General features: G+C 68.3%; 22 protein-coding genes and 1 pseudogene. 10 read left to right on the top strand and 13 right to left on the bottom strand.

From position 1 onward, the window contains the following. The 4 genes and pseudogenes from ACFTWF_RS25930 to sucB all read right to left on the bottom strand — a co-directional run. Positions 1–132: pseudogene (locus tag ACFTWF_RS25930) on the bottom strand (lipoyl synthase); the annotation flags it as partial. A 43-nt stretch (positions 133–175) separates the two neighbouring features. Then, a complete protein-coding gene (gene lipB, locus ACFTWF_RS25925) occupies positions 176–952 on the bottom strand; it encodes a lipoyl(octanoyl) transferase LipB (RefSeq protein WP_378464012.1) in 777 nt (258 codons plus the stop codon). 48 nt (positions 953–1,000) lie between these two features. Next, a complete protein-coding gene (locus tag ACFTWF_RS25920; RefSeq protein WP_378464011.1) occupies positions 1,001–1,891 on the bottom strand; it encodes a TIGR01777 family oxidoreductase in 891 nt (296 codons plus the stop codon). Positions 1,892–1,982: 91 nt separating this feature from the next. Continuing rightward, on the bottom strand, positions 1,983–3,719 hold the full coding sequence (sucB, locus tag ACFTWF_RS25915) for a 2-oxoglutarate dehydrogenase, E2 component, dihydrolipoamide succinyltransferase (protein ID WP_378464010.1): 1,737 nt from the start codon (positions 3,717–3,719) through the stop codon (positions 1,983–1,985). Positions 3,720–4,048: 329 nt separating this feature from the next. Here sucB and ACFTWF_RS25910 point away from each other — a divergent pair, with 329 nt between their 5' ends. After that, positions 4,049–4,387, top strand: a complete 339-nt coding sequence (locus tag ACFTWF_RS25910) for an oxidoreductase (RefSeq protein WP_378464009.1) — start codon at positions 4,049–4,051, stop codon at positions 4,385–4,387. A 66-nt stretch (positions 4,388–4,453) separates the two neighbouring features. Here ACFTWF_RS25910 and ACFTWF_RS25905 read toward each other — a convergent pair whose 3' ends face one another. Further along, positions 4,454–5,971, bottom strand: coding sequence for a leucyl aminopeptidase (locus tag ACFTWF_RS25905; RefSeq protein WP_378464008.1), 1,518 nt, complete (start codon positions 5,969–5,971; stop codon positions 4,454–4,456). Positions 5,972–6,092: 121 nt separating this feature from the next. Between ACFTWF_RS25905 and gcvT the strand changes: the two genes are divergently transcribed. Next, positions 6,093–7,193, top strand: a complete 1,101-nt coding sequence (gene gcvT, locus ACFTWF_RS25900) for a glycine cleavage system aminomethyltransferase GcvT (RefSeq protein ID WP_378464007.1) — start codon at positions 6,093–6,095, stop codon at positions 7,191–7,193. Between the two features lie 63 nt (positions 7,194–7,256). Beyond that, positions 7,257–8,360: a branched-chain amino acid aminotransferase gene (locus ACFTWF_RS25895; RefSeq protein WP_378464006.1), complete on the top strand. Its 1,104-nt coding sequence runs from the start codon at positions 7,257–7,259 to the stop codon at positions 8,358–8,360. A 19-nt stretch (positions 8,361–8,379) separates the two neighbouring features. On the opposite strand, the gene ACFTWF_RS25890 is transcribed toward ACFTWF_RS25895, so the two are convergent. The 3 genes from ACFTWF_RS25890 to cobU are packed head-to-tail and all read right to left on the bottom strand — an operon-like array spanning position 8,380 to position 10,888. After that, positions 8,380–9,120 (bottom strand): adenosylcobinamide-GDP ribazoletransferase, encoded by a 741-nt coding sequence (locus tag ACFTWF_RS25890; protein WP_378464005.1) that lies wholly within the window; start codon positions 9,118–9,120, stop codon positions 8,380–8,382. 2 nt (positions 9,121–9,122) lie between these two features. Further along, positions 9,123–10,244, bottom strand: coding sequence for a nicotinate-nucleotide--dimethylbenzimidazole phosphoribosyltransferase (gene cobT / locus ACFTWF_RS25885; protein ID WP_378464004.1), 1,122 nt, complete (start codon positions 10,242–10,244; stop codon positions 9,123–9,125). Next, the gene (gene cobU, locus ACFTWF_RS25880) at positions 10,241–10,888 is read right to left on the bottom strand and encodes a bifunctional adenosylcobinamide kinase/adenosylcobinamide-phosphate guanylyltransferase (RefSeq protein ID WP_378464003.1); all 648 of its coding nucleotides are present in this window, start codon (positions 10,886–10,888) and stop codon (positions 10,241–10,243) included. The genes cobT and cobU overlap by 4 nt, the downstream gene beginning before the upstream one ends. 100 nt (positions 10,889–10,988) lie before the next feature. Between cobU and ACFTWF_RS25875 the strand changes: the two genes are divergently transcribed. Then, positions 10,989–11,204: a hypothetical protein gene (locus ACFTWF_RS25875; protein ID WP_378464002.1), complete on the top strand. Its 216-nt coding sequence runs from the start codon at positions 10,989–10,991 to the stop codon at positions 11,202–11,204. A 3-nt stretch (positions 11,205–11,207) separates the two neighbouring features. Here ACFTWF_RS25875 and ACFTWF_RS25870 read toward each other — a convergent pair whose 3' ends face one another. After that, a complete protein-coding gene (locus tag ACFTWF_RS25870) occupies positions 11,208–11,864 on the bottom strand; it encodes a DUF3043 domain-containing protein (protein WP_185724471.1) in 657 nt (218 codons plus the stop codon). Positions 11,865–11,952: 88 nt separating this feature from the next. Between ACFTWF_RS25870 and ACFTWF_RS25865 the strand changes: the two genes are divergently transcribed. The 3 genes from ACFTWF_RS25865 to ACFTWF_RS25855 all read left to right on the top strand — a co-directional run bounded on the left by ACFTWF_RS25865 (position 11,953) and on the right by ACFTWF_RS25855 (position 14,668). Continuing rightward, positions 11,953–13,026, top strand: coding sequence for a glycerate kinase (locus ACFTWF_RS25865; RefSeq protein WP_378464001.1), 1,074 nt, complete (start codon positions 11,953–11,955; stop codon positions 13,024–13,026). 138 nt (positions 13,027–13,164) lie between these two features. After that, positions 13,165–13,515 carry an iron-sulfur cluster assembly accessory protein gene (locus ACFTWF_RS25860; protein WP_185724470.1) on the top strand — a complete coding sequence of 117 codons (351 nt, stop codon included), beginning with the start codon at positions 13,165–13,167 and terminating at the stop codon, positions 13,513–13,515. Between the two features lie 178 nt (positions 13,516–13,693). Continuing rightward, complete coding sequence (locus tag ACFTWF_RS25855) at positions 13,694–14,668, top strand: carbohydrate kinase family protein (RefSeq protein WP_378464000.1); 975 nt, start codon at positions 13,694–13,696, stop codon at positions 14,666–14,668. Positions 14,669–14,739: 71 nt separating this feature from the next. Here ACFTWF_RS25855 and asnB read toward each other — a convergent pair whose 3' ends face one another. Then, on the bottom strand, positions 14,740–16,665 hold the full coding sequence (asnB, locus tag ACFTWF_RS25850; protein WP_378463999.1) for an asparagine synthase (glutamine-hydrolyzing): 1,926 nt from the start codon (positions 16,663–16,665) through the stop codon (positions 14,740–14,742). A 273-nt stretch (positions 16,666–16,938) separates the two neighbouring features. On the opposite strand from asnB, the gene ACFTWF_RS25845 reads away from it, so the two are divergent. The 3 genes from ACFTWF_RS25845 (at position 16,939) to ACFTWF_RS25835 (ending at position 19,019) form a co-directional block, all read left to right on the top strand. Next, on the top strand, positions 16,939–17,988 hold the full coding sequence (locus ACFTWF_RS25845) for a cytochrome c oxidase subunit II (protein WP_378463998.1): 1,050 nt from the start codon (positions 16,939–16,941) through the stop codon (positions 17,986–17,988). 41 nt (positions 17,989–18,029) lie between these two features. Beyond that, positions 18,030–18,446, top strand: a complete 417-nt coding sequence (locus ACFTWF_RS25840) for a cytochrome c oxidase subunit 4 (protein WP_378463997.1) — start codon at positions 18,030–18,032, stop codon at positions 18,444–18,446. A 153-nt stretch (positions 18,447–18,599) separates the two neighbouring features. Next, positions 18,600–19,019, top strand: coding sequence for a helix-turn-helix domain-containing protein (locus ACFTWF_RS25835; RefSeq protein ID WP_378463996.1), 420 nt, complete (start codon positions 18,600–18,602; stop codon positions 19,017–19,019). Positions 19,020–19,216: 197 nt separating this feature from the next. Here the strand turns inward: ACFTWF_RS25835 and ACFTWF_RS25830 are convergent, their stop codons facing one another. The 3 genes from ACFTWF_RS25830 to ACFTWF_RS25820 are packed head-to-tail and all read right to left on the bottom strand — an operon-like array spanning position 19,217 to position 22,886. After that, positions 19,217–20,866, bottom strand: a complete 1,650-nt coding sequence (locus ACFTWF_RS25830; protein WP_378464018.1) for a cytochrome bc complex cytochrome b subunit — start codon at positions 20,864–20,866, stop codon at positions 19,217–19,219. 29 nt (positions 20,867–20,895) lie between these two features. Beyond that, a complete protein-coding gene (locus tag ACFTWF_RS25825; protein WP_378463995.1) occupies positions 20,896–22,038 on the bottom strand; it encodes a ubiquinol-cytochrome c reductase iron-sulfur subunit in 1,143 nt (380 codons plus the stop codon). Beyond that, positions 22,035–22,886 carry a c-type cytochrome gene (locus ACFTWF_RS25820; RefSeq protein WP_378463994.1) on the bottom strand — a complete coding sequence of 284 codons (852 nt, stop codon included), beginning with the start codon at positions 22,884–22,886 and terminating at the stop codon, positions 22,035–22,037. Before ACFTWF_RS25820 ends, ACFTWF_RS25825 begins: the two co-directional genes overlap by 4 nt. Between the last annotated feature and the right edge of the window lie 41 nt (positions 22,887–22,927).

Below are 22,927 nucleotides of genomic sequence, written 5' to 3'. Positions count from 1 at the left end.
CTCGGAGTATTCCGGGCCCATCTTCGCTCTCGTCTTGATCCAGTTCGGTTTGCGTTCGATCGGGGTCTCCGCATTTCGGATCTCGAGGCGGAGCAATTTGCGTCCTTCTGGGGCCACAGTCACGCGAACGATGCTACGCCCGGCCCGGCGCGCCCGACGGGCCGGGGAGTGCTCGTCAGCCGTACTGAACAGTAGTGAAGGTGGGGGCGGAGGACGGCGTCTCGGCCGCGGCGGAGTCGAAAGTGACCCGCTCGATGTCGTGTTCGGTCACCGGGAGGGTGCCGTCGAGTGCTGCGACGACCGCCGCCGTGACGGCGGGGGTGACCTCCTCGATCGTCACGTCCCTGCCCAGTTCCCGCGACAGCGACGTGACACCGGCGTCACGGATGCCGCACGGGACGATGGCGTCGAACCCCGTCAGGACGGAATTGCAGTTGAGGGCGAAACCGTGCAGGGCGACACCGCGCTGCACCCGCACCCCGATGGCCGCCACCTTGCGCTCGGGCAGCCAGTGCCCGTTCTCGAGGGACGCGGGCAGCCACACCCCGGAGCGGCCGTCGACCCGGCCACACTCGATGCCGAGGTCGGTGCACACGGCGATCAGCGCCTGCTCCAGCCTGCGGACGTACCGCACGACGTCGACCGGTTCGGCCAGCTTGACGATCGGGTATCCCACCAGTTGTCCCGGGCCGTGCCAGGTGATTTTCCCGCCGCGGTCGACGTCGATGACGGGCGTGCCGTCGGTGGGGCGGTCACCGGGTTCGGTCCGTCGTCCCGCCGTGTACACAGCAGGGTGTTCGAGCAGCAGCAGCGTGTCGGTGCCCACGTTGTCCGCACGTTCGGCCGCCAGCTCGCGCTGTCGGTCCCAGGCGTCGACATACCCGATCCGGCCGAGGTGTTCGACGGAGATCGGTAGGGGGCTGAAACGGGCGGATTGTGTCGCGCTGCTCATGCGGTAGAGGTTACGCCGGGACCGTCGCCCCACCGCCGCGACCTGGGTTCACCGCACGAGGGCGGCGTCGAGGGCCTCACCGATCGTGTTGTGCCGGAACCGGAATCCCGCATTTTCGAGCACCGTGGGGATGGCGCGCTGCCCGGCCAGGATGCCTTCCTGCGCGAACTCGCCCACCAGCGCGGTCAGCGCGAACCCGGGAACGATCCACGGTGCGGGGCGGTGCAGCGTGCGCGCGACCGCATCGTTGAACTGCGCGTTGGTGACCGGCGCCGGGCCGGTGAGGTTCACGGGTCCGGCCACGTCCTCGCGGGTGAGGACGAACTTGATCGCATCGATCTCGTCTTCCAACGAGATCCACGACAGGTACTGGCGGCCGTTGCCGAGCCGCCCTCCCAGCCCGAACGAGTACAGGGTCTTCAGCCGGCCGAGCAGACCGCCGTGCGGGGACAGGACGATGCCGCTCCGCAACAACACGGTGCGGACCTTCGAGTCGCCTGCGGGGGCGGTCGCGGCCTCCCAGTCACGACAGGTGTCCGCGAGGAAACCCTCACCCGCCGGGGAGGACTCGTCGACGACGTGGTTGCCGGTGTCACCGTAGTAGCCGACGGCGCTCGCGTTGACGAACACGGGAACCGCGGCCTCGGCGACGGCCTCCGCCAGTACGTCTGTCGCGGCGATGCGGCTGTCCCGGATCAACTGCTTGTACGCCCCGGTCCAGCGCTTGTCACCGATCCCGACGCCGCACAGATTCACGACGGCGTCGGCGTCCGACAGGATCTCCGTGTCGAGCCGGTCCTTCTGCGGATCCCAGCGCGACTCGTCGGGACCGGCGGACGAGCGACGGACGAGACGCACGACGTCGTGGCCGTCGCCGCGGAGAGACGAGACGAGAGCGGTGCCGATCAGCCCGGAGGATCCGGCGATGACCACTCGCATGTGCAACAGCCTCCTTCACAGCGCAGGGGCACCATCCCGTGTGGAAATGGTGCCCCTGCGAAACTACGTTCGGCTCGAAGTCGGTGACGAATCAGAGACCCAGGTCGGCCTCGAACGCTCCCTGCTCCAGACGCTGCTTGATCGTGGTCAGGAAGCGGCCTGCGTCGGCACCGTCGACGAGACGGTGATCGTAGGTGAGCGGCAGGTAGCACATCGAGCGGACGCCGATGGATTCGCTGCCGGACTCGTCGGTCACGACCACGGGACGCTTGACGATCGCGCCGGTGCCGAGCATCGCGGCCTGCGGCGGCACGAGGATCGGCGTGTCGAACAGGGCGCCCTGGCTGCCGATGTTCGTGATCGTGAACGTGCCCCCGGACAGCTCGTCCGGCTTGAGTCCACCGGAGCGGGCGCGCTTGGCGATGTCCGCGATGGCGCGGGCCAGGCCGGCCAGCGACAGGTCGCCGGCGTTGTGGACGACGGGAGACAGCAGGCCCTGCTCGGTGTCGACCGCGAAGCCCAGGTGCTCGGCGTCGTAGTACGTGATCTGCTTGTTCGCCTCGTCGTAGCTGGCGTTGATGTTCGGGTGCGACTTCAGCGCCTCGACGACGGCCTTCGCGAAGAACGGGAGGAACGTCAGCTTGACGCCCTCGCGCTCGAGGAAGGTGTTCTTGGCCCGCGCCCGCAGGGCCGCGATCCGGGTGACGTCGACCTCGAAGGTCTGGGTGAGCTGCGCAGTGGTCTGCAGCGACTCCCGCGTCTTGGTGGCGGTGATCTGACGAATCCGGTTGGCCTTCTGCGTGGTTCCGCGCAGGTGTGCCAGCTCGGGGCGGACCCCGGCGGATGCTGCTGCGGGGGCAGCGGCGGCGGCCGGTGCGGCAGCGGGCGCGGCAGCAGCCGGTGCCTTCTTCGCGTCGGCGGCGGCCAGGACGTCCTGCTTGCGGATGCGGCCACCGACGCCGGTGCCCGTCACCGCCGACAGGTCGACGTTGTTGTCCGCGGCGAGCTTACGCACGAGCGGGGTGACGTACGGGGTGCTGTCCCCGGAGGTGGCAGCGGGTGCGGGGGCCGCGGCTGCGGGAGCCGGGGCGGATGCGGCCGGAGCCGCTGCGGGAGCCGGGGCGCGCTTGGCGGGCTCGGGCTTCGCCGGCTCCGGAGCCGGTGCGGGCTTCGCGGGCTCGGGGGTGGGCTCGGGCTTCGGCGCCGCGGCCGGCTTGGCGGCGGGTGCGCCGGAACCGATGACGGCGAGCTGACCGCCGATGGAGACGGTGTCGTCTTCCTCGGCGCTGATCTCGAGGAGGGTACCGGCGACCGGCGACGGGATCTCCGTGTCGACCTTGTCGGTGGAGACCTCGACGAGCGGCTCGTCCACGGCGACCTCGTCGCCGACGGCCTTCAGCCAGCGGGTGACGGTGCCCTCGGTGACGGACTCGCCGAGTTCCGGCATCTTCACCGCGGTGCCCTCGGCGGAACCGTTGCCGGACGCGGCGGGCGCAGACTCGGCGGCCGGGGCCTCGGCGGCGGGAGCCGGCTCCGCGGCGGACTCTTCGGCGGCGGGAGCGGGAGCGGAGTCGGAGGCAGGAGCCTCACCGGCGTCGCCGATCACGGCAAGCTCGCCACCGATTTCCACGGTGTCGTCTTCCTGAGCAACGATCTTGCTGAGAACGCCGGCCACGGGAGACGGGATTTCCGTGTCCACCTTGTCCGTGGAGACTTCGAGCAAGGGTTCGTCAACTTCGACCGCGTCTCCTTCCTGCTTGAGCCACCGCGTGACAGTTCCCTCGGTGACACTCTCACCAAGCGCTGGCATCTGGACGGAGAAGGCCATGTCTTTTGACTCCTCGACAGTTGTGTTCGGGTTGTGGAATTTTGTCGACTTGTGGTCGTGAACCATTGTGCTCGAGATGCACGTGTCTTGCGGGTTACTTGCAGGTAATTCCGATTCGTCGTCACCCACTCGCTGTGTCGGCGCTCCACATCTTTCCATTGATCCGATGGGCGTGTCCGCCGAGGGGCACCCGCCGCGACTTCGGGTGCGCCCGGACGTTATGCCTACCGGCCAGTAGTTTTCGTGTGCGGCGGTGACCGGACGTTCGCTGGCAAACTTGGAGGACAGTTGCCGGCGCGGTCCGGCGCACGCACTCGAGGAGGCTCGACGTGGGGTTGTTCGACCGTTTCTCGCGACCTCGGTCCGGCCGATCGCAGGCGTCCCCGGAGGATGCCGCCCATCTCGCGAACTGGACTCGCACGCACCTCGGAGTGGAGGCGTACGTCGAACCGCAGACGACGGTGACCGAAGTCACCGTCGTCCTCGTCGCGGCCGACGGCGAGTGGACCCGGCGCCGGGTGGGCGGAGAGCGCGGCGCCCGCAAACTCGGCGAGGATCTCCGCATTCCCGTGTACGACGTCCGCAAGACCGGTTACCCGCAGCGGATGCGCGACTTCGACGCACGCCGCCGGATCGAGCGGAAGCGCGAGCGCGAGCGGGACCTGTAGGCCCTTCGTGCTCGTGCGCCTTTCTGGTAGCTGGAACAACCAGAAAGGCGCACAGGCGCGGAGCGCCTAGCCGTTGGCGGCGATGTCCTCGATCACCGAGATCATCGTGCGCACGGGCACGCCGGTGCCGCCGCGACCGGTGTATCCCCACGGTCCCGACGAGTTGTAGGCCGGGCCTGCGACGTCGATGTGCGCCCACTGGACGCCGTCGGCGACGAACTCCTTCAGGTACAGGGCCGCGGCAAGCATGCCGCCCCAGCGGTGGTTGGTGACGTTCGCGAGGTCGGCGATCTTCGAGTCGAGGTCCGAGCGAAGTTCGGCGGGCATCGGCATGGCCCACGCGTTCTCGCCGATCTTCTGGGAGATGGCGGCGACCCGGTCGCGGAACTCGTCGGTGCCCATGACGCCGGGCGTGCGGTTGCCGAGCGCCACCATCTGTGCGCCGGTGAGCGTCGCGGTGTCGATGAGGTAGTCGGGGTCGTCCTCGCAGGCGCGGACGATGGCGTCGGCGAGGACGAGGCGTCCCTCGGCGTCGGTGTTGATGACCTCGACCGTGATTCCGCCGTACTGGGTGAGGACGTCGCCGGGACGCTGCGCGGTGGACGACGGCATGTTCTCGGCCATCGGCACGGTGGCGGTGACGTCGACGGGCAGTCCGAGCTTCGCGGCGAGGACGACGGTGGCGACAACGGCTGCGGCGCCGCCCATGTCGGACGTCATGTTCTCCATGCCGGCGGCGGGCTTGATGGAGATGCCGCCGGTGTCGAAGGTGATGCCCTTGCCGACGAGCGCGACCTTGGGTGCGTTGCGCTTCTTCGCGGAGTAGCTCAGGCGCACCAGCCGCGGCAGGCGGGACGAGCCCTTGCCCACTCCGAGGATGCCGCCGTAGCCGTTCTTCTCGAGCGCATTCTCGTCGAGGACCTCGACCTTCAGTCCGGCGTCCGTGCCGAGAGCCTTTGCACGGTCGGCGAATTCGGCGGGGAAGAGGTGGCTCGGGGGAGTGTTGACGAATTCGCGGGCGGTGGCCACGGCCTCGGCGATCGCCGCCGAGCGGGCGAGGGTGTCCTTCGACTCCTTCGCGCGCGGGGACGACACGAGGAGCTCCACCCGGGCGATGGGCTGCGCGTCGGGGCCGGGCGCGGACTTCGCGGACTTGAACTCGGTGAACCGGTACGCGCCGAGGGCGAAACCTTCTGCCGCCGCACCGAGATCGAGCACGGACAGGGTGGTCGCGACGGTGCCGACGCCGCTGAGCGAGCGTGCGGCCGCGCCTGCGGACTTACGGATCTGCTCGGCGTCCAGCTTCTCCGCCGAACCGAGTCCGACGGCCAGCACGCTGTCGACCGGGAGCGCGCCGGGGGCCGGGACGCGGGTGGTTTCCTCGGCTTTTCCCGACGCGCCGACCGCGACCAGCGTGTCGAGCAGATCGGTCAGCACCGCTTCGTCGACGATGCCGTCGCCGAGCGCGATTTCGGGTCCGTCCGAGGTCGACGTCAGCCCGATCACCAGCACGTCCACGCGCTTGCCGACGGTGCCGGCGAGGGCGAGTTGTGGTCCGAGGGGTCGGGCTGTGTGGGTGCTCACGGTGTCTCTCCTGCAGCAGTTCGGGGGCGGGTGGTGTCGGGTGGCCGACGTCCGTCCCGATGGTAGTGCTCCGCCGCCGTCGTCTACCCGGTGCGCCCGACGGTCCGATAGGTTGAGGCGCATGACCGAGGAGCAGTTGTCGCAGGGGCCCGTCCACGCCGTTCACGTCGAACTCGGGGCAACGTTCGCTCCCTTCGGCGGCTGGGAGATGCCCGTGTCGTACGCCGGCACCGTGGTCGAGCACACCGCTGTGCGCGAGTCCGTGGGGGTGTTCGACGTCAGCCACCTCGGCAAGGCGCTCGTGCGGGGCGACGGTGCCGCCGCCTTCGTCAATTCCGCACTCACCAACGACCTCGACAAGATCGGTCCCGGCAAGGCGCAGTACACGCTGTGCTGCACCCCGTCGGGCGGGGTCGTCGACGATCTGATCGCGTATTACGTGAGTCCCGACGAGGTGTTCCTCGTCCCCAACGCCGCCAATACCGCGGACGTGGTCGCGGCACTGGCCGCCGCGGCGCCTGCCGGCGTCACGGTCGAGAACCAGCATCGGGACTTCGGTGTGATCGCGGTGCAGGGGCCGAAGTCGGTGGAGGTGCTCACCGCGCTCGGCCTGCCCACCGACATCGACTACATGGCCTTCGCCGACGCCACCTGGGACGGCGTCCCCGTCCGCGTGTGCCGCAGCGGGTACACCGGCGAGGTCGGTTTCGAACTGCTGCCCCGCTGGGAGGACAGCGAGAAGCTGTTCCGGGCGGCGGTGGACCAGGTTCGCGCGCACGGGGGGCAGGTCGCCGGTCTCGGTGCCCGGGACACCCTCCGCACCGAGATGGGCTACCCCCTGCACGGGCACGAACTGTCGCTGGAGATCTCTCCGCTCGAGGCGCGCTGCGGGTGGGCGATCGGATGGAAGAAGCCGAAGTTCTGGGGCAAGGAGACGCTCACCGACGAGAAGGCGTCCGGTCCGCTGCGCAGGCTGTGGGGCATCAAGGCGCTGGACCGCGGGGTGCTGCGCGCAGGCCAGAGCGTGCTGCGTGACGGCGAGTCGATCGGCGAGACCACGTCGGGCACGTTCTCTCCGACGCTGAAGGTCGGGATCGCGTTGGCGCTGCTCGATTCCGGTGCCGGGGTGTCGGCCGGCGACGAGATCGCGGTGGACGTCCGGGGACGCTCGCTGCGCGCCGTAGTGGTGTCTCCGCCGTTCGTGGAGATCAACACCAAGTAAGCGCCTGTCCCGGACGACCTGTCGGCGGCGGGGCGGCGGAAGGCGTTCGATAAGATCACGGGCATGACAGGTGTCACCGAATTCGTCCGAGTCCCGCATCCCGCCCTCACCTCCGACGAGGTACGGCGAGAGATACTGGCGGCGCCCGGATTCGGTCGGTACTTCACGGACCACATGGTGTCGATCACCTACTCCGCGGAGCTCGGCTGGCACGATGCCAAGGTGGAGCCGTACGGTCCGCTCCAGCTCGACCCGGCGGCGATGGTGCTCCACTACGGGCAGGCCATCTTCGAGGGCTTGAAGGCGTACCGGCAACCCGACGGCGGCATCTCGACGTTCCGCATCGAGGCGAACGCCGAACGACTCGCGACGTCGGCCCGTCGCCTCGCGATGCCCGAGCTGCCGGAGGAGCTGTTCGTCAAGTCGATCACCGAACTGCTCGAGCTCGATCACGAATGGGTTCCCGCCGCCGGTGGGGAGGACGCGCTGTACCTCCGCCCGTTCATGTTCTCCACCGAGGCCGGTCTGGGGGTGCGACCGGCCGACGAGTACCGCTACCTGCTGATCGCGTCGCCGGCCGGCGCGTACTTCCCGCGCGGGGTGAAGCCGGTCAGCGTGTGGCTGTCGACGGAATACGTGCGCGCCGCCCCCGGCGGCACCGGTGCCGCCAAGTTCGCGGGCAATTACGCGGCGTCGCTTCTCGCCCAGGCGCAGGCCGCCGACGAGGGATGCGACCAGGTGGTCTGGCTCGACGCCATCGAGCGGTCGTACGTCGAGGAGATGGGCGGCATGAACCTCTTCTTCGTGTTCGGCTCCGGGTCCGACGCCCGCCTCGTGACCCCGTCGCTGTCCGGTTCGCTGCTGCCGGGAATCACCCGCAACTCGCTGCTGGCCCTCGCGACGGACGCCGGTTTCGCGGTGGAGGAACGGCGGATCAGCACCGACGAATGGCGCACCAAGACCAAGTCGGGTGAGATCACCGAGGTGTTCGCGTGCGGCACGGCGGCGGTCATCACACCCGTCGGCCGGGTCAAGTCGGCCGAGGGTGAATTCACCATCGCGGACGGAGAGCCCGGTGAGGTCACGATGGCCCTGCGCGACACGTTGACCGGGATCCAGCGGGGAACGTTCGCCGACACCCACGGCTGGATGACGAAACTGCGCTGACCGCGGTCGCGGCGGTCGCTCAGAATGCGAGTCCGACTGCCGCGACGGTGACGGTGATCTCGAGTGCGGCGCCGAGCACGTCGCCGTTCAGGCCGGCGAACCGCCGGACGCAGTGGGCCACCAGTAGGGCGGTGAGCGTCAGCGCGACCGCCATGACGACCGGTCCCTGCCACCACGGCGAGGTGCACCACGCGGCCGCCGCGAGGAGCGGAACGGTCCAGGCGATACCCGTCCACAGCGGTTGGGTTCCGGCGACCAGCGCGCCGAATCCTTCCGTCGACGACGCGGGAATTCCGCGCCGGCAGGCGAACACGACCGCCACCCGCCCGGCCGCCACGGCGACCGCCACGCACGCGAATTGTCCTGCAGCGGCGAGGGATCCGAACGCCAGCCCCTGCGCGCCCAGGTAGATCACCAGGGCGCACACCCCGAACGGGCCCGCGCCGCCGCTGTGCATCACGGCCCGCGCCCGCTCCGGCGGCCCGTAGCAGCCGAGCCCGTCGACGGTGTCGGACAGGCCGTCGATGTGCATGCCGCGGGTGGCGAGGGCGTGCGCGCCGACGGTCAGCAGGCCGGCAAGGGCGGGGTCGAGACCGGCGGACACCAGGGCCCACAGCAGTCCCGCGGCCAGGCCGCCCAGCGCGATCCCGGTCAGCGGCGCCGCCCGGATGGCGCGGCCCCCCGCCGCGCGGTCGACGGAATCCGGCCCGCGCAGGGGAAACACCGTCAGCCAGGAGAACGCGAGCAGCACGCCCGACATGGTCAGCCCGCGGTGGGAGCGGTGGGGTCGGTCTCGGTGCCCTCGCTGTCGTCGTCGGCGTCGCGGTTGCTGACTCCCGCCTCCGCGAACGTCGCCATCTCCGCGAGCGTGGCGACGGCGCCCTGCAGGATCGGCAGCGCGGTCACGGCACCCGACCCCTCGCCGAGACGCATGTCCAGTTCGAGGAGCGGTTCGAGTTGCAGGTGTTTCAGCGCAATCGTGTGCGCCGGTTCGGTGGAGCGGTGGCCGGCCAGCCACCAGGCGCGGGCACCGTGGGCGAGTTCCTCCGCGACCATGGCGGCGGCGGTGACGACGACTCCGTCGAGGATCACCGGAGTCTTGCGCGCGGAGGCCTGGGCGAGGAATCCGGCCATCGCCGCGAGGTCCGCACCCGACACCGTCCGCAGCAGTGCCACCGTGTCCCGGACCACCGGCCGGGCCCGGCGCATCGCGTCGCGGATGGCGGCCGTCTTCCGGATCCAGCCGGCGTCGTCGACCCCCGTGCCCCGGCCGACCGCCGCCACCGGTTCGGTATCGGTCAGTGCGGCAATGAGGACGGTGGCCGGTGTGGTGTTGCCGATACCCATGTCGCCGGCGATCAACAGGTCTGCGCCGGAGTCGATTTCGGAATCGGCGATCGACCGGCCCGCCTCGATGGCCCGCAGCGTCTCTTCGTGCGTGAGCGCGTCCTCACGATCGATCGCTCCCGACGAGCGGCGAATCTTGAACGCGGACAACGACGGATCCGTGTCGCCGTCCACCGACAGGTCGACGACCCGCACGCTCGCGCCGGCATGGTTCGCGAGAGCGTTGACGGCCGCGCCACCCCCGACGAAGTTGGCGACCATCTGCGCCGTCACCTCCGGCGGGTAGGCGGAGACACCGGTCCGCGCGATCCCGTGGTCACCGGCGAACACCACCACCCGCGCCTGCGCGAACGGTGCGGGCGGGCACACGCCCTGACAGGACGCCGCCCAGCAGGCGAGTGTCTCGAGCCGGCCGAGAGAGCCGGCGGGTTTGGTGAGCAGCAACTGACGGGCCTCGGCCTGTGCGCGCACCCCCTCGTCGGGCGGGGTGACGGGGTCGAACCGACCCTGGTCGGTGCTCACGGACTCGCTGGTCACGCTTGGCCTCTCGTTCGAGTGGACACTACTGCACCGCACGAGTGTTGTGCGGGAACATCTTTCAAGGTCACGGTCAGCCCGGCCACGACGAGGAGGACGCGATCGCAGACCTGGGCGAGCCGGGCGTTGAGGGCGCCGATCTCGTCGCGGAACAGGCGGCCGGACCGAGTCTCCGGGATGATGCCGAGACCGACCTCGGGGGTGACCAGGACGAGTGCGCCGCGGTAGTCGCGCACGGCCGCGACGAGTTCGTCGGTCCGGTCGGTGATCGTGCCGCGGGGCGATTCCCACGCCGCGGCGCCGTCGAGTTCGACGGTGAGCCAGGTGCCGAGATCGTCGACGAGGGTGGCCGCCGCGTCGGTGGGAGACCGCAGTTGTTCGGCGAGGTCGAGCCGGTGTGCGGTTTCCACGGTGAGCCAGCTGTCGGGACGCCGGTCGCGGTGCTGTGCGACGCGCTGTTCCCAGTCGTGATCGGCGGGGTCGCGGTGACTGGTGGCGACGTAGCGGACCGGGCCGGATCCGGCCAGAGTCTGGGCCAGTTCCTCGGCGTGAGCGGATTTTCCGGAGCGGGCACCACCGAGCACCAGCGTTCGCGAGGTCGCATCGGGGCGACTCGGACGGTCCGGGCGGTCGGCGGTGGGCACGGAGGGAAACGCTACCAACCCGGTGTGGTGGCAGTATTTTGACGAATATCGTCAATTCCGCCACTGTTGGCGGGAAGTGAATGGGCGGAAAATTTCAGCCATGACCGAATTCCTCGTCCTCGTTGCACTTCTCCTCGTGCTGCATGCGGCTGTGGTGTACGCAGGCCGGCACCTGGGTCCACTCCACCCACGGCTGCGGAACGGCTTCCGCGACAACTTCTTCCGGCCGGCCGATCCCATGACGGACCTGTCGCACGACCGGGACGCTGCCCTGGGGCGGCTGCTCGCCGAGACGCACCGCGCCCCCCACAATTGAGCGTCAGATGGCGTCGCCGGGACGCACTCGCGGCTTGGGGGCGCGCAGCTTGCGGATCTGTGACGCCCGCACGAACGCGTACCACCCGAGCTTGAATCCGCCGTCGGGAGTGTCCGGGAAACGCTCGCGAACCTGGTTGTTGATCTTGCGGCCCAGCCAGACGCCTTCGATGGCCATGAACAGCATCATGATGAGCATGGCGAGCGTCACGATGGCCTGCAGCGCCGGGCTGACGAACATCGCCATGATCAGGACCAGGGCCAGGGGCATGAACAGGCCGACCAGGTTGCGCCGGGCATCGACGATGTCCCGGACGTAGGCGCGGACGGGGCCCTTGTCGCGGGGGAGGAGGTACTTGTCCTCGCCGGCGAGCATGCGGGCGCGACGGTCGGCCGCGGTTGTGCGACGCTCGGCCGCCGCAACCTTGCGCTCTTCCTTGGTGCCGCGGTTGGCCTTCTTGCGGGCCCGGGCTTCTTTCGCCGTCAGGGGTGCGGGCGCGACCGGGCCGCGACGCTTCGATTCGGCGTCGCGCCGCTTGGGCGTGGGGCGGCCCTTGCCTGCCTGTTCGACGGACTCCGCCTCCGAGGCCGTGGACGACTCGGCGACCTCGACGTCCCGCTTGTCTGAATTGTCCGAATCACCGCGGCGTAGCAATTTCACCCTTCCAGAGTATGGGAAGACGGCACCGGGAGGAAAACCGACCTCGCATCGAAATGCCGGGTCGCGCCCACCGCCCTACACTTCGCCGATGCGAGTGTTGATCGCACCGGACTCCTTCGGTGACACGCTGACCGCCGTGGAGGCGACCGCGGCCATCGCGGCGGGATGGTCGGCCGTGCGTCCCGACGACCAGCTGATCGAGGCACCGCAGTCGGACGGCGGCCCCGGGTTCGTCGACGTCGTCGCCGCGGCGGGAGGCAACGTCCGGACCGCGGTCGTGGAAGGTCCCCTCAGCGCCGACGTCACGGCCCGCTGGCTCCTCGACGGCACCGACGCCTACCTCGAATCGGCGCAAGCCTGCGGGCTCGGACTTCTCGGCGGGCCGCCGACGCCCCGCACCGCCCGCGAGGCCCGCAGTCGAGGCGTCGGACAACTCGTGGTGGCGGCTCTCGATGCGGGAGCCCGGAGGATCGTCGTCGGTCTCGGCGGGAGCAGCTGCACCGACGGCGGCCGCGGCCTCGTCGAGGCCCTGGCGGAGGGGTTCGAGAGTGCCGACGCCGCCGTCGCCCGCCTGCGCACCGTGGAACTGGTGGCCGCGACCGACGTCGAACATCCGTTGCTGGGCGAACACGGCGCCGCCCACGTGTTCGGGCCGCAGAAGGGCGCCGACCCCGACACCGTCGCGTTTCTCGAGGACCGGAACACCGCGTGGGCGGCCCAACTGCGCCGGGTCACGGGCAGGGACGTCGCCGCCGAACCGGGCGCCGGCGCCGCAGGCGGGATCGGGGCCGCACTGCTCGCGCTCGGCGCGACCCGCGAATCCGGCGCCCACGTGGTGGCGCAGCGCACCCGGCAGGACCGGCAACTCGCCTCCGCCCAGCTCGTCGTCACCGGTGAAGGTCGTCTCGACCAGCAGTCGCTGCGCGGAAAACTCGTGATCGCGCTCGCCGCGGCCGCGCGCAGGCGGTCCATCGCGACGCTCGTCCTGGCCGGGCAGGTCCTCCTCGACACCGCGGACCTCGACCGCGCGGGCATCGACCGCGCCCTGTCCCTCGTGGACCACGCCGGATCCGTCGAACTCGCCATGACGGACGCATACGCACAGCTCCGGGACCTCGCGGCCGCGGCCGCCCGCGGGTGGGACGGTGCGGCCGCCGGGTAGTAACCCGAGATCGCGACGTCGGATACCATGGACGTGGACCGATCTGCGGACGCCGCAGGGAATGGAACCCGGGAATAAGTCGGGCGCGGAGTACCGTTGAAGCGTTCACGGGTTTGTTACGAACTACAGGGAGAGCCCATGACTGTGCAGAACGAGACCGCCGTCCACGGCGTCAAGATGACCGAAGCCGCGTCCGCCAAGGCGAAGGCGCTGCTCGATCAGGAAGGTCGCGACGACCTCGCACTGCGTATCGCCGTGCAACCCGGCGGCTGCGCGGGACTGCGCTACCAGCTGTTCTTCGACGACCGCAACCTGGACGGCGACCTGATCGTGGACTTCGGTGGCGTGTCCCTCGCTGTGGACCGGATGAGCGCACCGTACGTCGAGGGTGCATCGATCGACTTCGTCGACACCATCGAGAAGCAGGGGTTCACCATCGACAACCCCAACGCGACCGGCTCGTGCGCCTGCGGCGACTCCTTCAACTGAGTCCCAGGCCGACGAACAACTGAATCGACAAGTCTGACGCGGCGCCGAGCGGCTGCCGCGTCAGACTTTTTTCGTGCCCGATCTCCCCGTCTCCACGTCCTCGTGCTGCCGCCCGACCAGGGTGGTACTCCGGGTACGGTGAGAAATCCCGACCGAACTCATCGAAAGGCATCCGCCCGTGACAATTGCGGTAACCGGTTCCATCGCCACCGACCACCTGATGCGGTTTCCGGGCCGGTTCGCCGAGCAACTGCTCGCCGATCAGCTCAGCCACATCTCGTTGAGCTTCCTGGTCGACGACCTCGTGGTCCGGCGCGGGGGAGTGGGCGGCAACATCGCCTACGCCATGGGCGTCCTCGGCGGTTCGCCGCTGCTGGTCGGGGCTGTCGGGGCCGACTTCGCGGACTACCGCCAGTGGCTCGAGAGCAACGGCGTCGACTGCACAGCCGTCCGGATCTCCACCACCGCGCACACCGCCCGTTTCGTGTGCACCACCGACGAGGACATGGCGCAGATCGCGTCGTTCTACCCCGGCGCGATGAGTGAGGCCCGCGAGATCGAGCTGTCCGGCCTCTCGCAGGACGCGGCGCCGCTGGAACTCGTCCTGATCGGGGCCAACGATCCGGAGGCGATGATCCGGCACACCGAGGAATGCCGTCGCCAGGACATCCCGTTCGCCGCCGACCCGTCGCAACAGCTCGCCCGACTCAACGGCGAGGAGGCGTCGGCGCTGATCCGCGGCGCCAAGTACCTCTTCACGAACGAGTACGAGTGGGGACTGCTGCAGCAGAAGACCGGACTGTCCGAAGAGGAGATCCGCGCGCAGGTCGGGGTCCGCGTGACGACACTCGGCTCCAAGGGAGTCGAGATCGTCGACTCCGAGGGCAACTGGACCCGCGTCGCCGTCGTCCCCGAGAAGGCCAAGGTCGACCCGACCGGTGTCGGTGACGGATTCCGGGCCGGATTCCTCCTCGCACACAGCGCGGGCCTCAGCTTCGAGCGTTCCGCGCAGCTGGGCTCGCTCGTCGCCGTGCTGGTGCTCGAGACCGTCGGCACCCAGGAGTGGACATTCGACCGTGACGAGGCGGTCAAGCGGCTCGCGGACGCGTACGGCACCGCTGCCGCCGACGAGATCGCCGCCGTCCTGCCGTAGCAGGCGGCTCCGCCGCCCGTGCGTGGTTGACGAGTCTCTGGACTCCTCAACCACGCACGGGCGCGGAGCGCCTAGAGCGAAACCGGGTACGCCGGCTCGGCGATCTCCGGAACGATGCGGTTCTCCACGAAGATGCCGTGCCACACCATGAAGATCAGCACCGTCCACAGGCGGCGGCTGTGGTCGGACACACCGTCCCGATGGTCGTTGAGCATCTTCGCGATCGCGGCCTTGTCGAGCAGGTGATCGGTGCCGGAGGCCGCGATCTGCTCGTGCGCCCAGTCGAACAGTTCGGTGCCGCGCAGCCAGTGTCGCAGCGGCACCGGGAAACCGAGCTTCGCCCGATGCAGCACGTGCCCGGGCACGATGCCCTCCAGCGCCTGACGCAATGCGTACTTGGTGGTGCTCTTCGTGATCTTCTGGTCCAGCGGCACCTGCGACGCCACCTTGAAGACCTCGGGATCGAGGAACGGCACCCGCAGTTCGAGCGAATTGGCCATCGTCATCTTGTCGGCCTTGACGAGGATGTCGCCGCGCAACCACGTGAACAGGTCGAGATGCTGCATCCGGGCCACCGGATCCCATCCCTGCGACTGTGCGTAGATCGGGTCGGTCACGTCGCGGTGCGTCCACTCCGGCCGGAAGTCGCGCAGGACGGCACGCAACTGTGCGTCGTTGAAGCTGCGCGCGTTGCCGTAGTAACGCTCCTCCAGGGTGAGTGAACCGCGATTGAGCAGGCTCTTTCCGCGAGTCCCTTCGGGGATGCGCTCGGACAGCTTCCCGGCTGCCCTCCGCAGGCCCTTCGGCAGATACTCGAACGGTTTCAGCGAAATCGGCTCGCGGTAAATGGTGTAGCCGCCGAACAGTTCGTCGGCGCCCTCCCCCGACAGCACGACCTTCACGTGCTTGCGCGCTTCCTTCGCGACGAACCACAGCGGAACAAGCGCCGGATCGGCGACCGGGTCGTCGAGGTACCACACGATCTCGGGGATGGCGGCCGCGAACTCGGACGGGCTCACCACCTTCACTACGTGGCGCGCGCCGATCGCTTCGGCCGACTCGGCCGCGACGTCGACCTCGGAATAGCCCTCGCGCTCGAAACCGGTGGTGAACGTGATCAGGTTCGGGTTGTGGCGCATCGCGAGCGCCGCGATGGCCGTCGAGTCGATGCCGCCGGACAGGAAGGAACCGACGGTGACGTCGGCGCGCATGTGCTTGGCGACCGAATCCTCGAGCGCCTCCGCGATCTCGCGGTACCGTGCCTGCTCCGTGCCGGCGACGAACGGCCGCACCGGGAACGTGGGAGCGAAATAGCGGGTGATCACGGGTTCTTCACCGGGGCGCACCCGGGCGAAGCAACCGGACTCGAGCCTGCGGATCTGCTTGTGCAGGGTCTCCGGTTCCGGCACGTACTGCAGGACGGTGTAGTGCTCGACGGCGCGCGGATCGAGTTCCGTGCCGATGCCGATCAGGCTCGCCAGTTCCAGCAGGCTCTTCTTCTCGCTGCCGAAGGCGGTGCCGCCGATCCCGGTCGCCAGGAAGAGCGGCTTGATGCCGAAGGGATCGCGGGCGAGGAACAACTCGCGCGTCTGCGTGTCCCAGATCGCGAACGCGAACATGCCTCGCAGACGACGGACCGCGTCCTCACCCCAGTAGTGGAATGCGGCGACGATGGCCTCGCTGTCGCCCTCGGTGGCGAACTGGGCGCCGAACTGTTCCGAGAGTTCGGCGCGCACTTCGAGATAGTTGTAGATCTCACCGTTGAACGTCAGCGCGTACCGCTCCGGATTCTCTTCCGGACCCCACCGCAGAGGCTGATGGGAGTGTTCGATGTCGATGATCGACAGCCGATTGAACCCGAAGACCACATGGTCGTCGTGCCAGGTCCCGTGCTCGTCCGGCCCACGGTGCCGCAGGCAGTGCATCGCCTGGTCGACCTGTGAGACGGCGTTGTCGCTGGTTTCTCCAGAGGTCAGTAGCCCGAGCAGTCCGCACACAGCGTCCGGTACCTCAATTCAGAATCTTGGAAGGCTCCACGAGGTGGAGGGGTCATGGATCTCTGCCGGAAAGTATGCCGCAGATTCGCGGCGCGTCCGGTTCGGGCCGCAAGGGAGTGGCCCGGTCCGGCAAGCGACACCGCCGCGGCGCCACCGCCGGAGACACGTCGCCCGACCCGAGGAGGGAGAGCCGCCGCCTTTGGTCTACGCTGCGTAGTAATTGGGCCTTCCCATCGGGTGTGCCCTAGTGGAATTTGCGGCGATCAGGAAGGCGTGAACGTGGCGCAAGGTCGGATCCTTCGGCGGGCAGGGTTGGCAGTATCTTTGGGCATTGCTGCCTTGCTGCTGTCGGGTTGTTCAATCGACAACGAGGTGCTTCGTTTCGGGTGGCCTTCGGGCGTAACCCCGCAGGCGCACCGCATGCGTGAACTGTGGACCTGGTCGGTCATCGCCGCCCTCGTCATGGGCGTCCTGGTGTGGGGACTCACCTTCTGGGCGGTGATCTTCCACCGCAAGAAGAAGGACTCACCCGAGTTCCCGCGACAGACGGCATACAACGTGCCGCTCGAGCTGGCGTACACGGCAGTTCCGTTCGTCATCATCGCCGTGCTGTTCTACTTCACGGTGATCGTGCAGAACCACGTCCTCGAGAAGGAGGACAACCCCAACGTAGTGGTGGATGTCACTGCGTACCAGTGGAACTGGAAGTTCGGTTACCGCTCGATCGACCTCGGCGAGGGCGGCGGCCTGTACGACGGCGTCGACCAGGAGGCTCAGGCCGCAGTCGCATCCAAGCCGGAGGAAGAGGGTGCTCTCCCCGGTCCGATCCACGGCAAGGTCCCCCAGGACCTGTCGTACCTGCATTACGACAAGATCGAGACCATCGGTTCGAGCAACGAGATCCCGATCCTTGTGCTGCCGACCGGCAAGCGGATCCAGTTCGAACTGGCCTCGGCCGACGTCATCCACGCGTTCTGGGTTCCGGAGTTCCTGTTCAAGCGCGACGTGAACCCGAACCCCAAGGAGAACCACTCCGACAACGTCTTCCAGATCAGTGAGATCGAGAAGGAAGGTGCCTTCGTCGGGCGCTGCGCCGAGATGTGCGGCACGTTCCACGCGATGATGAACTTCGAGGTTCGCGCTGTGAGCCCCGACAAGTTCGCGCAGTACATCGAGTTGCGCAAGCCCGCGAGCGAGGGCGGCCGGGATCTGACGACGGCGGAAGCTCTGCAGGCCATCGGCGAGTCCCCTGTCGCGACGTCGACGTCTCCCTTCACCACCGATCGCGGCTACAAGCAGGCGAGCGGTGTCGAAGGTAACTGAACCTGCTGCTGATACCTCACTGACCAAGGACAAGTGCTGATATGAAGATCGAAGCCAAGCTCTTCGAGATCCTGACGGTATTCTTCATTCTCGTCGCGATCGTCTACGGCGTCTTCACCGCCGTTTCACGGACCGGTATCGAGTGGGCGGGTCTGACCGGCATCTGCCTGTCGGCGGGACTGACGCTGATCATCGGAACGTACTTCCGGTTCGTCGCCCGTCGTCTCGACACCCGCCCCGAGGACTACGAGGACGCGGAGATCGCCGACGGCGCCGGCGACCTGGGCTTCTTCAGCCCCGGCAGCTACTGGCCGATCCTGCTCGCCGCAGCCGCTGCGTTCGTGGCCGTCTCGATGGCGTTCTTCCAGCCGTGGATGCTCGTGATCGCCGTCATCGCCGTCCTCGCGGCCGCTGCCGGCCTCGTCTTCGAGTACTACGTCGGGCCTGAGAAGCACTAGTTCCACACAGTCTGACGGCGGAGGCGCCGAATCCCTCAGGGGTTCGGCGCCTCCGCTTTGTCATGGGCGCAAGCCGATGGAACCTGGTGGGGCGGGGTCGCGGGTCCCGTGCGCCCGTTCGTCGGATGACGGTCGGAGTGCCGTCGCCGACCAATGGGTCGACGCAACATCCCTGATGTGAAGGGGTGTCGCGGATGCTGTTCAAGGGTCGGCCGCCGATCGGTCGGGACGTGCGGGACCGGTTCTGGGAGTGTCTGCGGGCGGTACCTGTCGCTGTTCGAGCGGGAGCAGATCGACGAGTTCCGCCGGGGTGGGTGGACGGTCAGGGCGATCGCCCTGGCACTCTGTCGCAGCCCGTCCACGATCAGCCGGGAATTGCGGCGGGCGTTGTCCTACCGCGGGCAGTATCGGGCCTTCCGGGCGCAGCGTGACGCCGAAGCCCGTGCCCGACGCCCAAGACCGCCACGCTCGCCGCTCACGATCGTTGACCGCCGCGATCGCGGGCAGCGGTGTACGGGCCGCGGTCAGGCCGCCGCCGAAGCGTTCTACTCGTCTCGTCGACGCTGCCTGTGAGCGCCGTAGCCGGGCGCGGGGTGATGCCGGTGATCTGAGCCGGTGCGGGAGATCTGCTGTCCGCACACGGGGCACCGGCCTCGGCACGGTCGCGTGTGCCGCGCGCGACCGTGGGGGAGGGGAGCAGGGTGCCCGCGAACGAACAGAGCCCCGAACCGGAAGTGGTTCGGGGCTCTGCTCGTGGTGAAGAGGTGAGGCTAGTGCGCCTCGCCGTTGCCGGACGATCCGTTGCCGGAGGCCGACGAACCGTTGCCGTGGGCGCGGTCCTGGTACTCCCGCAGCATCGTGAGCTGCTCGTGCTCGCCGTGGTGCAGGGCGTGCTCGAGGGCCAGGCTCTCCTCGACCGGGTCGGCCGTGACGAGGCTGCCGGAGCCGGGCTTGCCGGCGGAGCCGAGCTTGTTCATCTTCTTCGGGACGGTCGCACCCTGGTACTCGAGCGGGATCGGGTGACCGTGGCCGTCGACCGGGCCGAGCGGCTGGTGGATCTCGATGTACTGACCGTTCGGCATCCGCTTGATGATGCCCGTCTCGATGCCGTGCTCGAGGACCTCACGGTCGCTGCGCTGGAGACCCAGGCAGAATCGGTAGGCCACGAAGAACGCGATCGGAGGCAGGAGCACCATGCCGATCCGGCCGATCCAGGTCATCGCGTTCAGGGAGATGCTGAGGTGGTACGCGATGATGTCGTTGATGCACGAGATCGTGAGGACGGCGTAGAACGCGAGGGCCATCGCACCGATCGCGGTCCGCACCGGCACGTCACGCGGACGCTGCAGCAGGTTGTGGTGAGCATCGTCCTTGGTCAGACGCTTCTCGATCCACGGGTAGGCGATCAGGACGGTGAACACGAGACCCATGATCAGTGCAACAGCGAACACCGACGGAATGGTGTAGCGGTTGAACAGGTACACGTCCCAGGCCGGCCACAGACGGGCCAGGCCGTCCGTCCACATCATGTAGATGTCGGGCTGAGAACCTGCCGACACCTGCGAGGGGTTGTAGGGGCCGATGGTCCAGACCGGGTTGATCTGCAGGACGCCACCCATCACGGCGAGAACACCGAACGTGATGGCGAAGAACGCACCCGACTTGACGGCGAAGACCGGGAGGATTCGCACGCCCACCACGTTGTTCTCGGTGCGGCCGGGGCCGGGGAACTGCGTGTGCTTCTGGTACCAGACGAGCGCGAGGTGACCGGCGATCAGGGCGAGGATGATGCCCGGGAACAGCAGGACGTGCGCAACATACAGGCGGGGGATGATCAGGTCGCCGGGGAAGTCGCCGCCGAAGATCAGCCAGTGCATCCAGGTGCCGGCGATCGGGATGCTCAGGGTGATGCCGGAGAACGCGGCGCGCAGGCCGGTGCCGGACAGCAGGTCGTCGGGGATGGTGTAGCCGAAGAATCCCTCGAACATCGCGAGGATCAGCAGCAGGCAGCCGATGACCCAGTTGGCCTCACGCGGACGCCGGAAGGCGCCGGTGAAGAAGATTCGCAGCAGGTGCACGACGATCGAGGCGGCGAACATCAGAGCAGCCCAGTGGTGGATCTGACGGACGAACAGGCCGCCACGGACCTCGAACGAAATGTTCAGGGTGGTCTCGTACGCGCGGGACATGGTGACGCCGCGCAGGGGCTCGTACGCACCGTTGTAGACGACGTGCGCCATCGACGGGTCGAAGAAAAAGGTCAGGTAGACACCGGAGATCAGCAGAATGACGAAGCTGTACAGCGCGATCTCGCCGAGCAGGAACGACCAGTGGGTGGGGAAGACCTTGTTGATCTGCCGCCGCATTCCCGCTGCGAGGTGGTAGCGCGAGTCCATCGCCTCTGCCTGGCCTGCGGCCATCGCGCTCAGTTTGGACGGTGTGTTGTCGGTCACGGTCGACGCTCCCAAAATGCCGGGCCGAGAGCTTCGATGTAGTCACCCGTTGTGACTAGGAAACCCTCTTCGTTCACTGTAATAGGCAACTGCGGAAGTGCACGAGCGGCCGGACCGAAAATCGGCTTTCCGTAGGTCAGCGCGTCGAACTGCGACTGGTGGCACGGGCAGAGGATTCGGTTGGTCTGCTGTTCGTACAGGGACGTGGGGCAGCCGAGGTGCGTGCAGATCTTCGAGAAGGCGAAGTAGTCGCCGTAGTTGAAGCTCTCCTGGCCCTGACGCTTGGTGACCCGTGCCGCGTCCTCCGTGCGGAGCCGGATGAGCATGGTCGCGTTACGGATGCCGCGCAGCGCCTCGAGCAGCGCGTCGTGGTCGCCGCGATCGGACTCGCGGAAGGGGAACACGGTCTCCATGGCGCCGGCGTCCAGATCTTCCGGGCGAACGAGGACGACGTCCTCGGGGCGACCGGTGTCGCGGCGCAGGTAGATGGTCTCGCCCTCGTAGCGGGGAGTCCATCCGGACACCCACAGCGGGGAGTCGTCGCGCTTGGCCCACGGGTTCTTGATCAGGCCGCCGAGGGGCATGACGGCCATGATGCCGAGCGCCCCACCACCGAAGAGGAGGGTGCGGGTGAGGAGCTTGCGGCGCCCCAGCGTCGACGTCTCGAACGAGTCGCCGAGTTCCGCGACGATCGTCTTGCGATCGACCTCGGACGATCCACCGTCGTGGCGGTCCTGGATGGACACCTCTTCGGGGATGAACTTCTTGGTGAACTGCACCGCGCCGACACCGAGGCCCAGGATGGCCAGACCCATGGTGAGGCCGATCAGCGGCGTGTACAGGCTGTAGGCGGAGTAGTGCTCTTCACCGGACCCGGCGTACTCCCAGGGCCAGAACAGGTAGATCGCGATGAACGCGATCGCGGAGACACCCGACAGGGCGAACCAGAACGCGACCGACCGCTCGGCGCGCTTCTCGGCCTTCGTTCCCGGAACCGCCCAGCGGTTGCGGCGGAACGCGACGTCGACGTGGTCGAGGTTGGTTCCGAGCTCGACCAGTTCGTCGCGGCTCAGGTTCTCGAGTTCTGCGTCCGTGTACTTCTTTGGCGTAGCGCCGCCCGGCTGGCCAGCGTCGCTCATGACCTTGCTCCGATCCACAGTGCTGCACCGACGACAGCGATGATTCCGATGACCCACATGGCCAACCCTTCGGAGGCGGGACCGATGCCGCCGAGTCCGTAGCCACCGGGCTGCTTCGTCTCGCCCGACGACTTGATGTAGGCGATGACGTCCTTCTTCTCCTCGAGGGTCAGCTGACGGTCCGAGAACTTGGGCATGTTCTGCGGGCCGGTGACCATCGCGGCGTAGATCTGCTGCTCGCTCGCCGGGTCGAGGACCGGGGCGTACTTGCCGGACGACAGCGCGCCGCCGCGACCGGTGAAGTTGTGGCAGGACGCGCAGTTGAGGCGGAACAGCTCGCTGCCGCGTCCGATGTCGCCGCCGCGCAGCGAAGACTGGGCGATTTCGCCGTTCTCGTCACGAATGACCGTGGGGCCGCCGCCGTTGGCCTGGACGTACGCGCCGATGGCGTCCGTCTGCTCGGCGTCGAACTTGACGGGCTTGCGCTCGACCTGGGCCTCGTTGCGCGAAGCCGGCATACGTCCCGACGACACCTGGAAGTACACAGCGGCCTCGCCGACACCGATCAGGCTGGGACCGCGGTCCTGCACACCCTGCAGGTTCGCGCCGTGGCAGGTGATGCACGACGTGTCGTACAACTGCTTGCCTTCGCGGATCAGCGCCGCCTGATCATCGGTGGCGGTGGCCACCTGCGGGGTTGGCGTCAACGCGGACGCGAGGAAACCGGCGCTGACCAGTCCCATCATCAGGACCAGGGCGCCCGTGACGCGCCTGCGGAGCTTCCGCTGGCGGCGTGCCTTGGCGGCGGACGCTGTGGTATCGGATGCGGGAGGGGGGGATGAACTCATCTGTATCCCTTTGGTATGTCGGGACGGACTGGACGTCAGGG

Source organism: Rhodococcus sp. NPDC056960 (assembly GCF_042674125.1).
Lineage (GTDB): Bacteria > Actinomycetota > Actinomycetes > Mycobacteriales > Mycobacteriaceae > Rhodococcus_F.
The sequence above is the reverse complement of the archived record's forward strand: the minus strand, read 5'-3'. Positions and strand labels throughout refer to the sequence as shown.

Excerpts from the sequence above, each read along its gene's own strand:
- ACFTWF_RS25890 (WP_378464005.1), bottom strand. The coding sequence starts at position 9,120 with ATGTCGGGCGTGCTGCTCGCGTTCTCCTGGCTGACGGTGTTTCCCCTG.
- lipB (WP_378464012.1), bottom strand. The coding sequence starts at position 952 with ATGAGCAGCGCGACACAATCCGCCCGTTTCAGCCCCCTACCGATCTCC.
- ACFTWF_RS25825 (WP_378463995.1), bottom strand. The coding sequence starts at position 22,038 with ATGAGCGACGCTGGCCAGCCGGGCGGCGCTACGCCAAAGAAGTACACG.
- ACFTWF_RS25830 (WP_378464018.1), bottom strand. The coding sequence starts at position 20,866 with ATGGCCGCAGGCCAGGCAGAGGCGATGGACTCGCGCTACCACCTCGCA.
- ACFTWF_RS25820 (WP_378463994.1), bottom strand. The coding sequence starts at position 22,886 with ATGAGTTCATCCCCCCCTCCCGCATCCGATACCACAGCGTCCGCCGCC.
- ACFTWF_RS25860 (WP_185724470.1), top strand. The coding sequence starts at position 13,165 with ATGACTGTGCAGAACGAGACCGCCGTCCACGGCGTCAAGATGACCGAA.
- ACFTWF_RS25840 (WP_378463997.1), top strand. The coding sequence starts at position 18,030 with ATGAAGATCGAAGCCAAGCTCTTCGAGATCCTGACGGTATTCTTCATT.
- sucB (WP_378464010.1), bottom strand. The coding sequence starts at position 3,719 with ATGGCCTTCTCCGTCCAGATGCCAGCGCTTGGTGAGAGTGTCACCGAG.
- ACFTWF_RS25875 (WP_378464002.1), top strand. The coding sequence starts at position 10,989 with ATGACCGAATTCCTCGTCCTCGTTGCACTTCTCCTCGTGCTGCATGCG.
- gcvT (WP_378464007.1), top strand. The coding sequence starts at position 6,093 with ATGACCGAGGAGCAGTTGTCGCAGGGGCCCGTCCACGCCGTTCACGTC.
- ACFTWF_RS25920 (WP_378464011.1), bottom strand. The coding sequence starts at position 1,891 with ATGCGAGTGGTCATCGCCGGATCCTCCGGGCTGATCGGCACCGCTCTC.
- ACFTWF_RS25865 (WP_378464001.1), top strand. The coding sequence starts at position 11,953 with ATGCGAGTGTTGATCGCACCGGACTCCTTCGGTGACACGCTGACCGCC.
- ACFTWF_RS25835 (WP_378463996.1), top strand. The coding sequence starts at position 18,600 with ATGGGTCGACGCAACATCCCTGATGTGAAGGGGTGTCGCGGATGCTGT.
- ACFTWF_RS25895 (WP_378464006.1), top strand. The coding sequence starts at position 7,257 with ATGACAGGTGTCACCGAATTCGTCCGAGTCCCGCATCCCGCCCTCACC.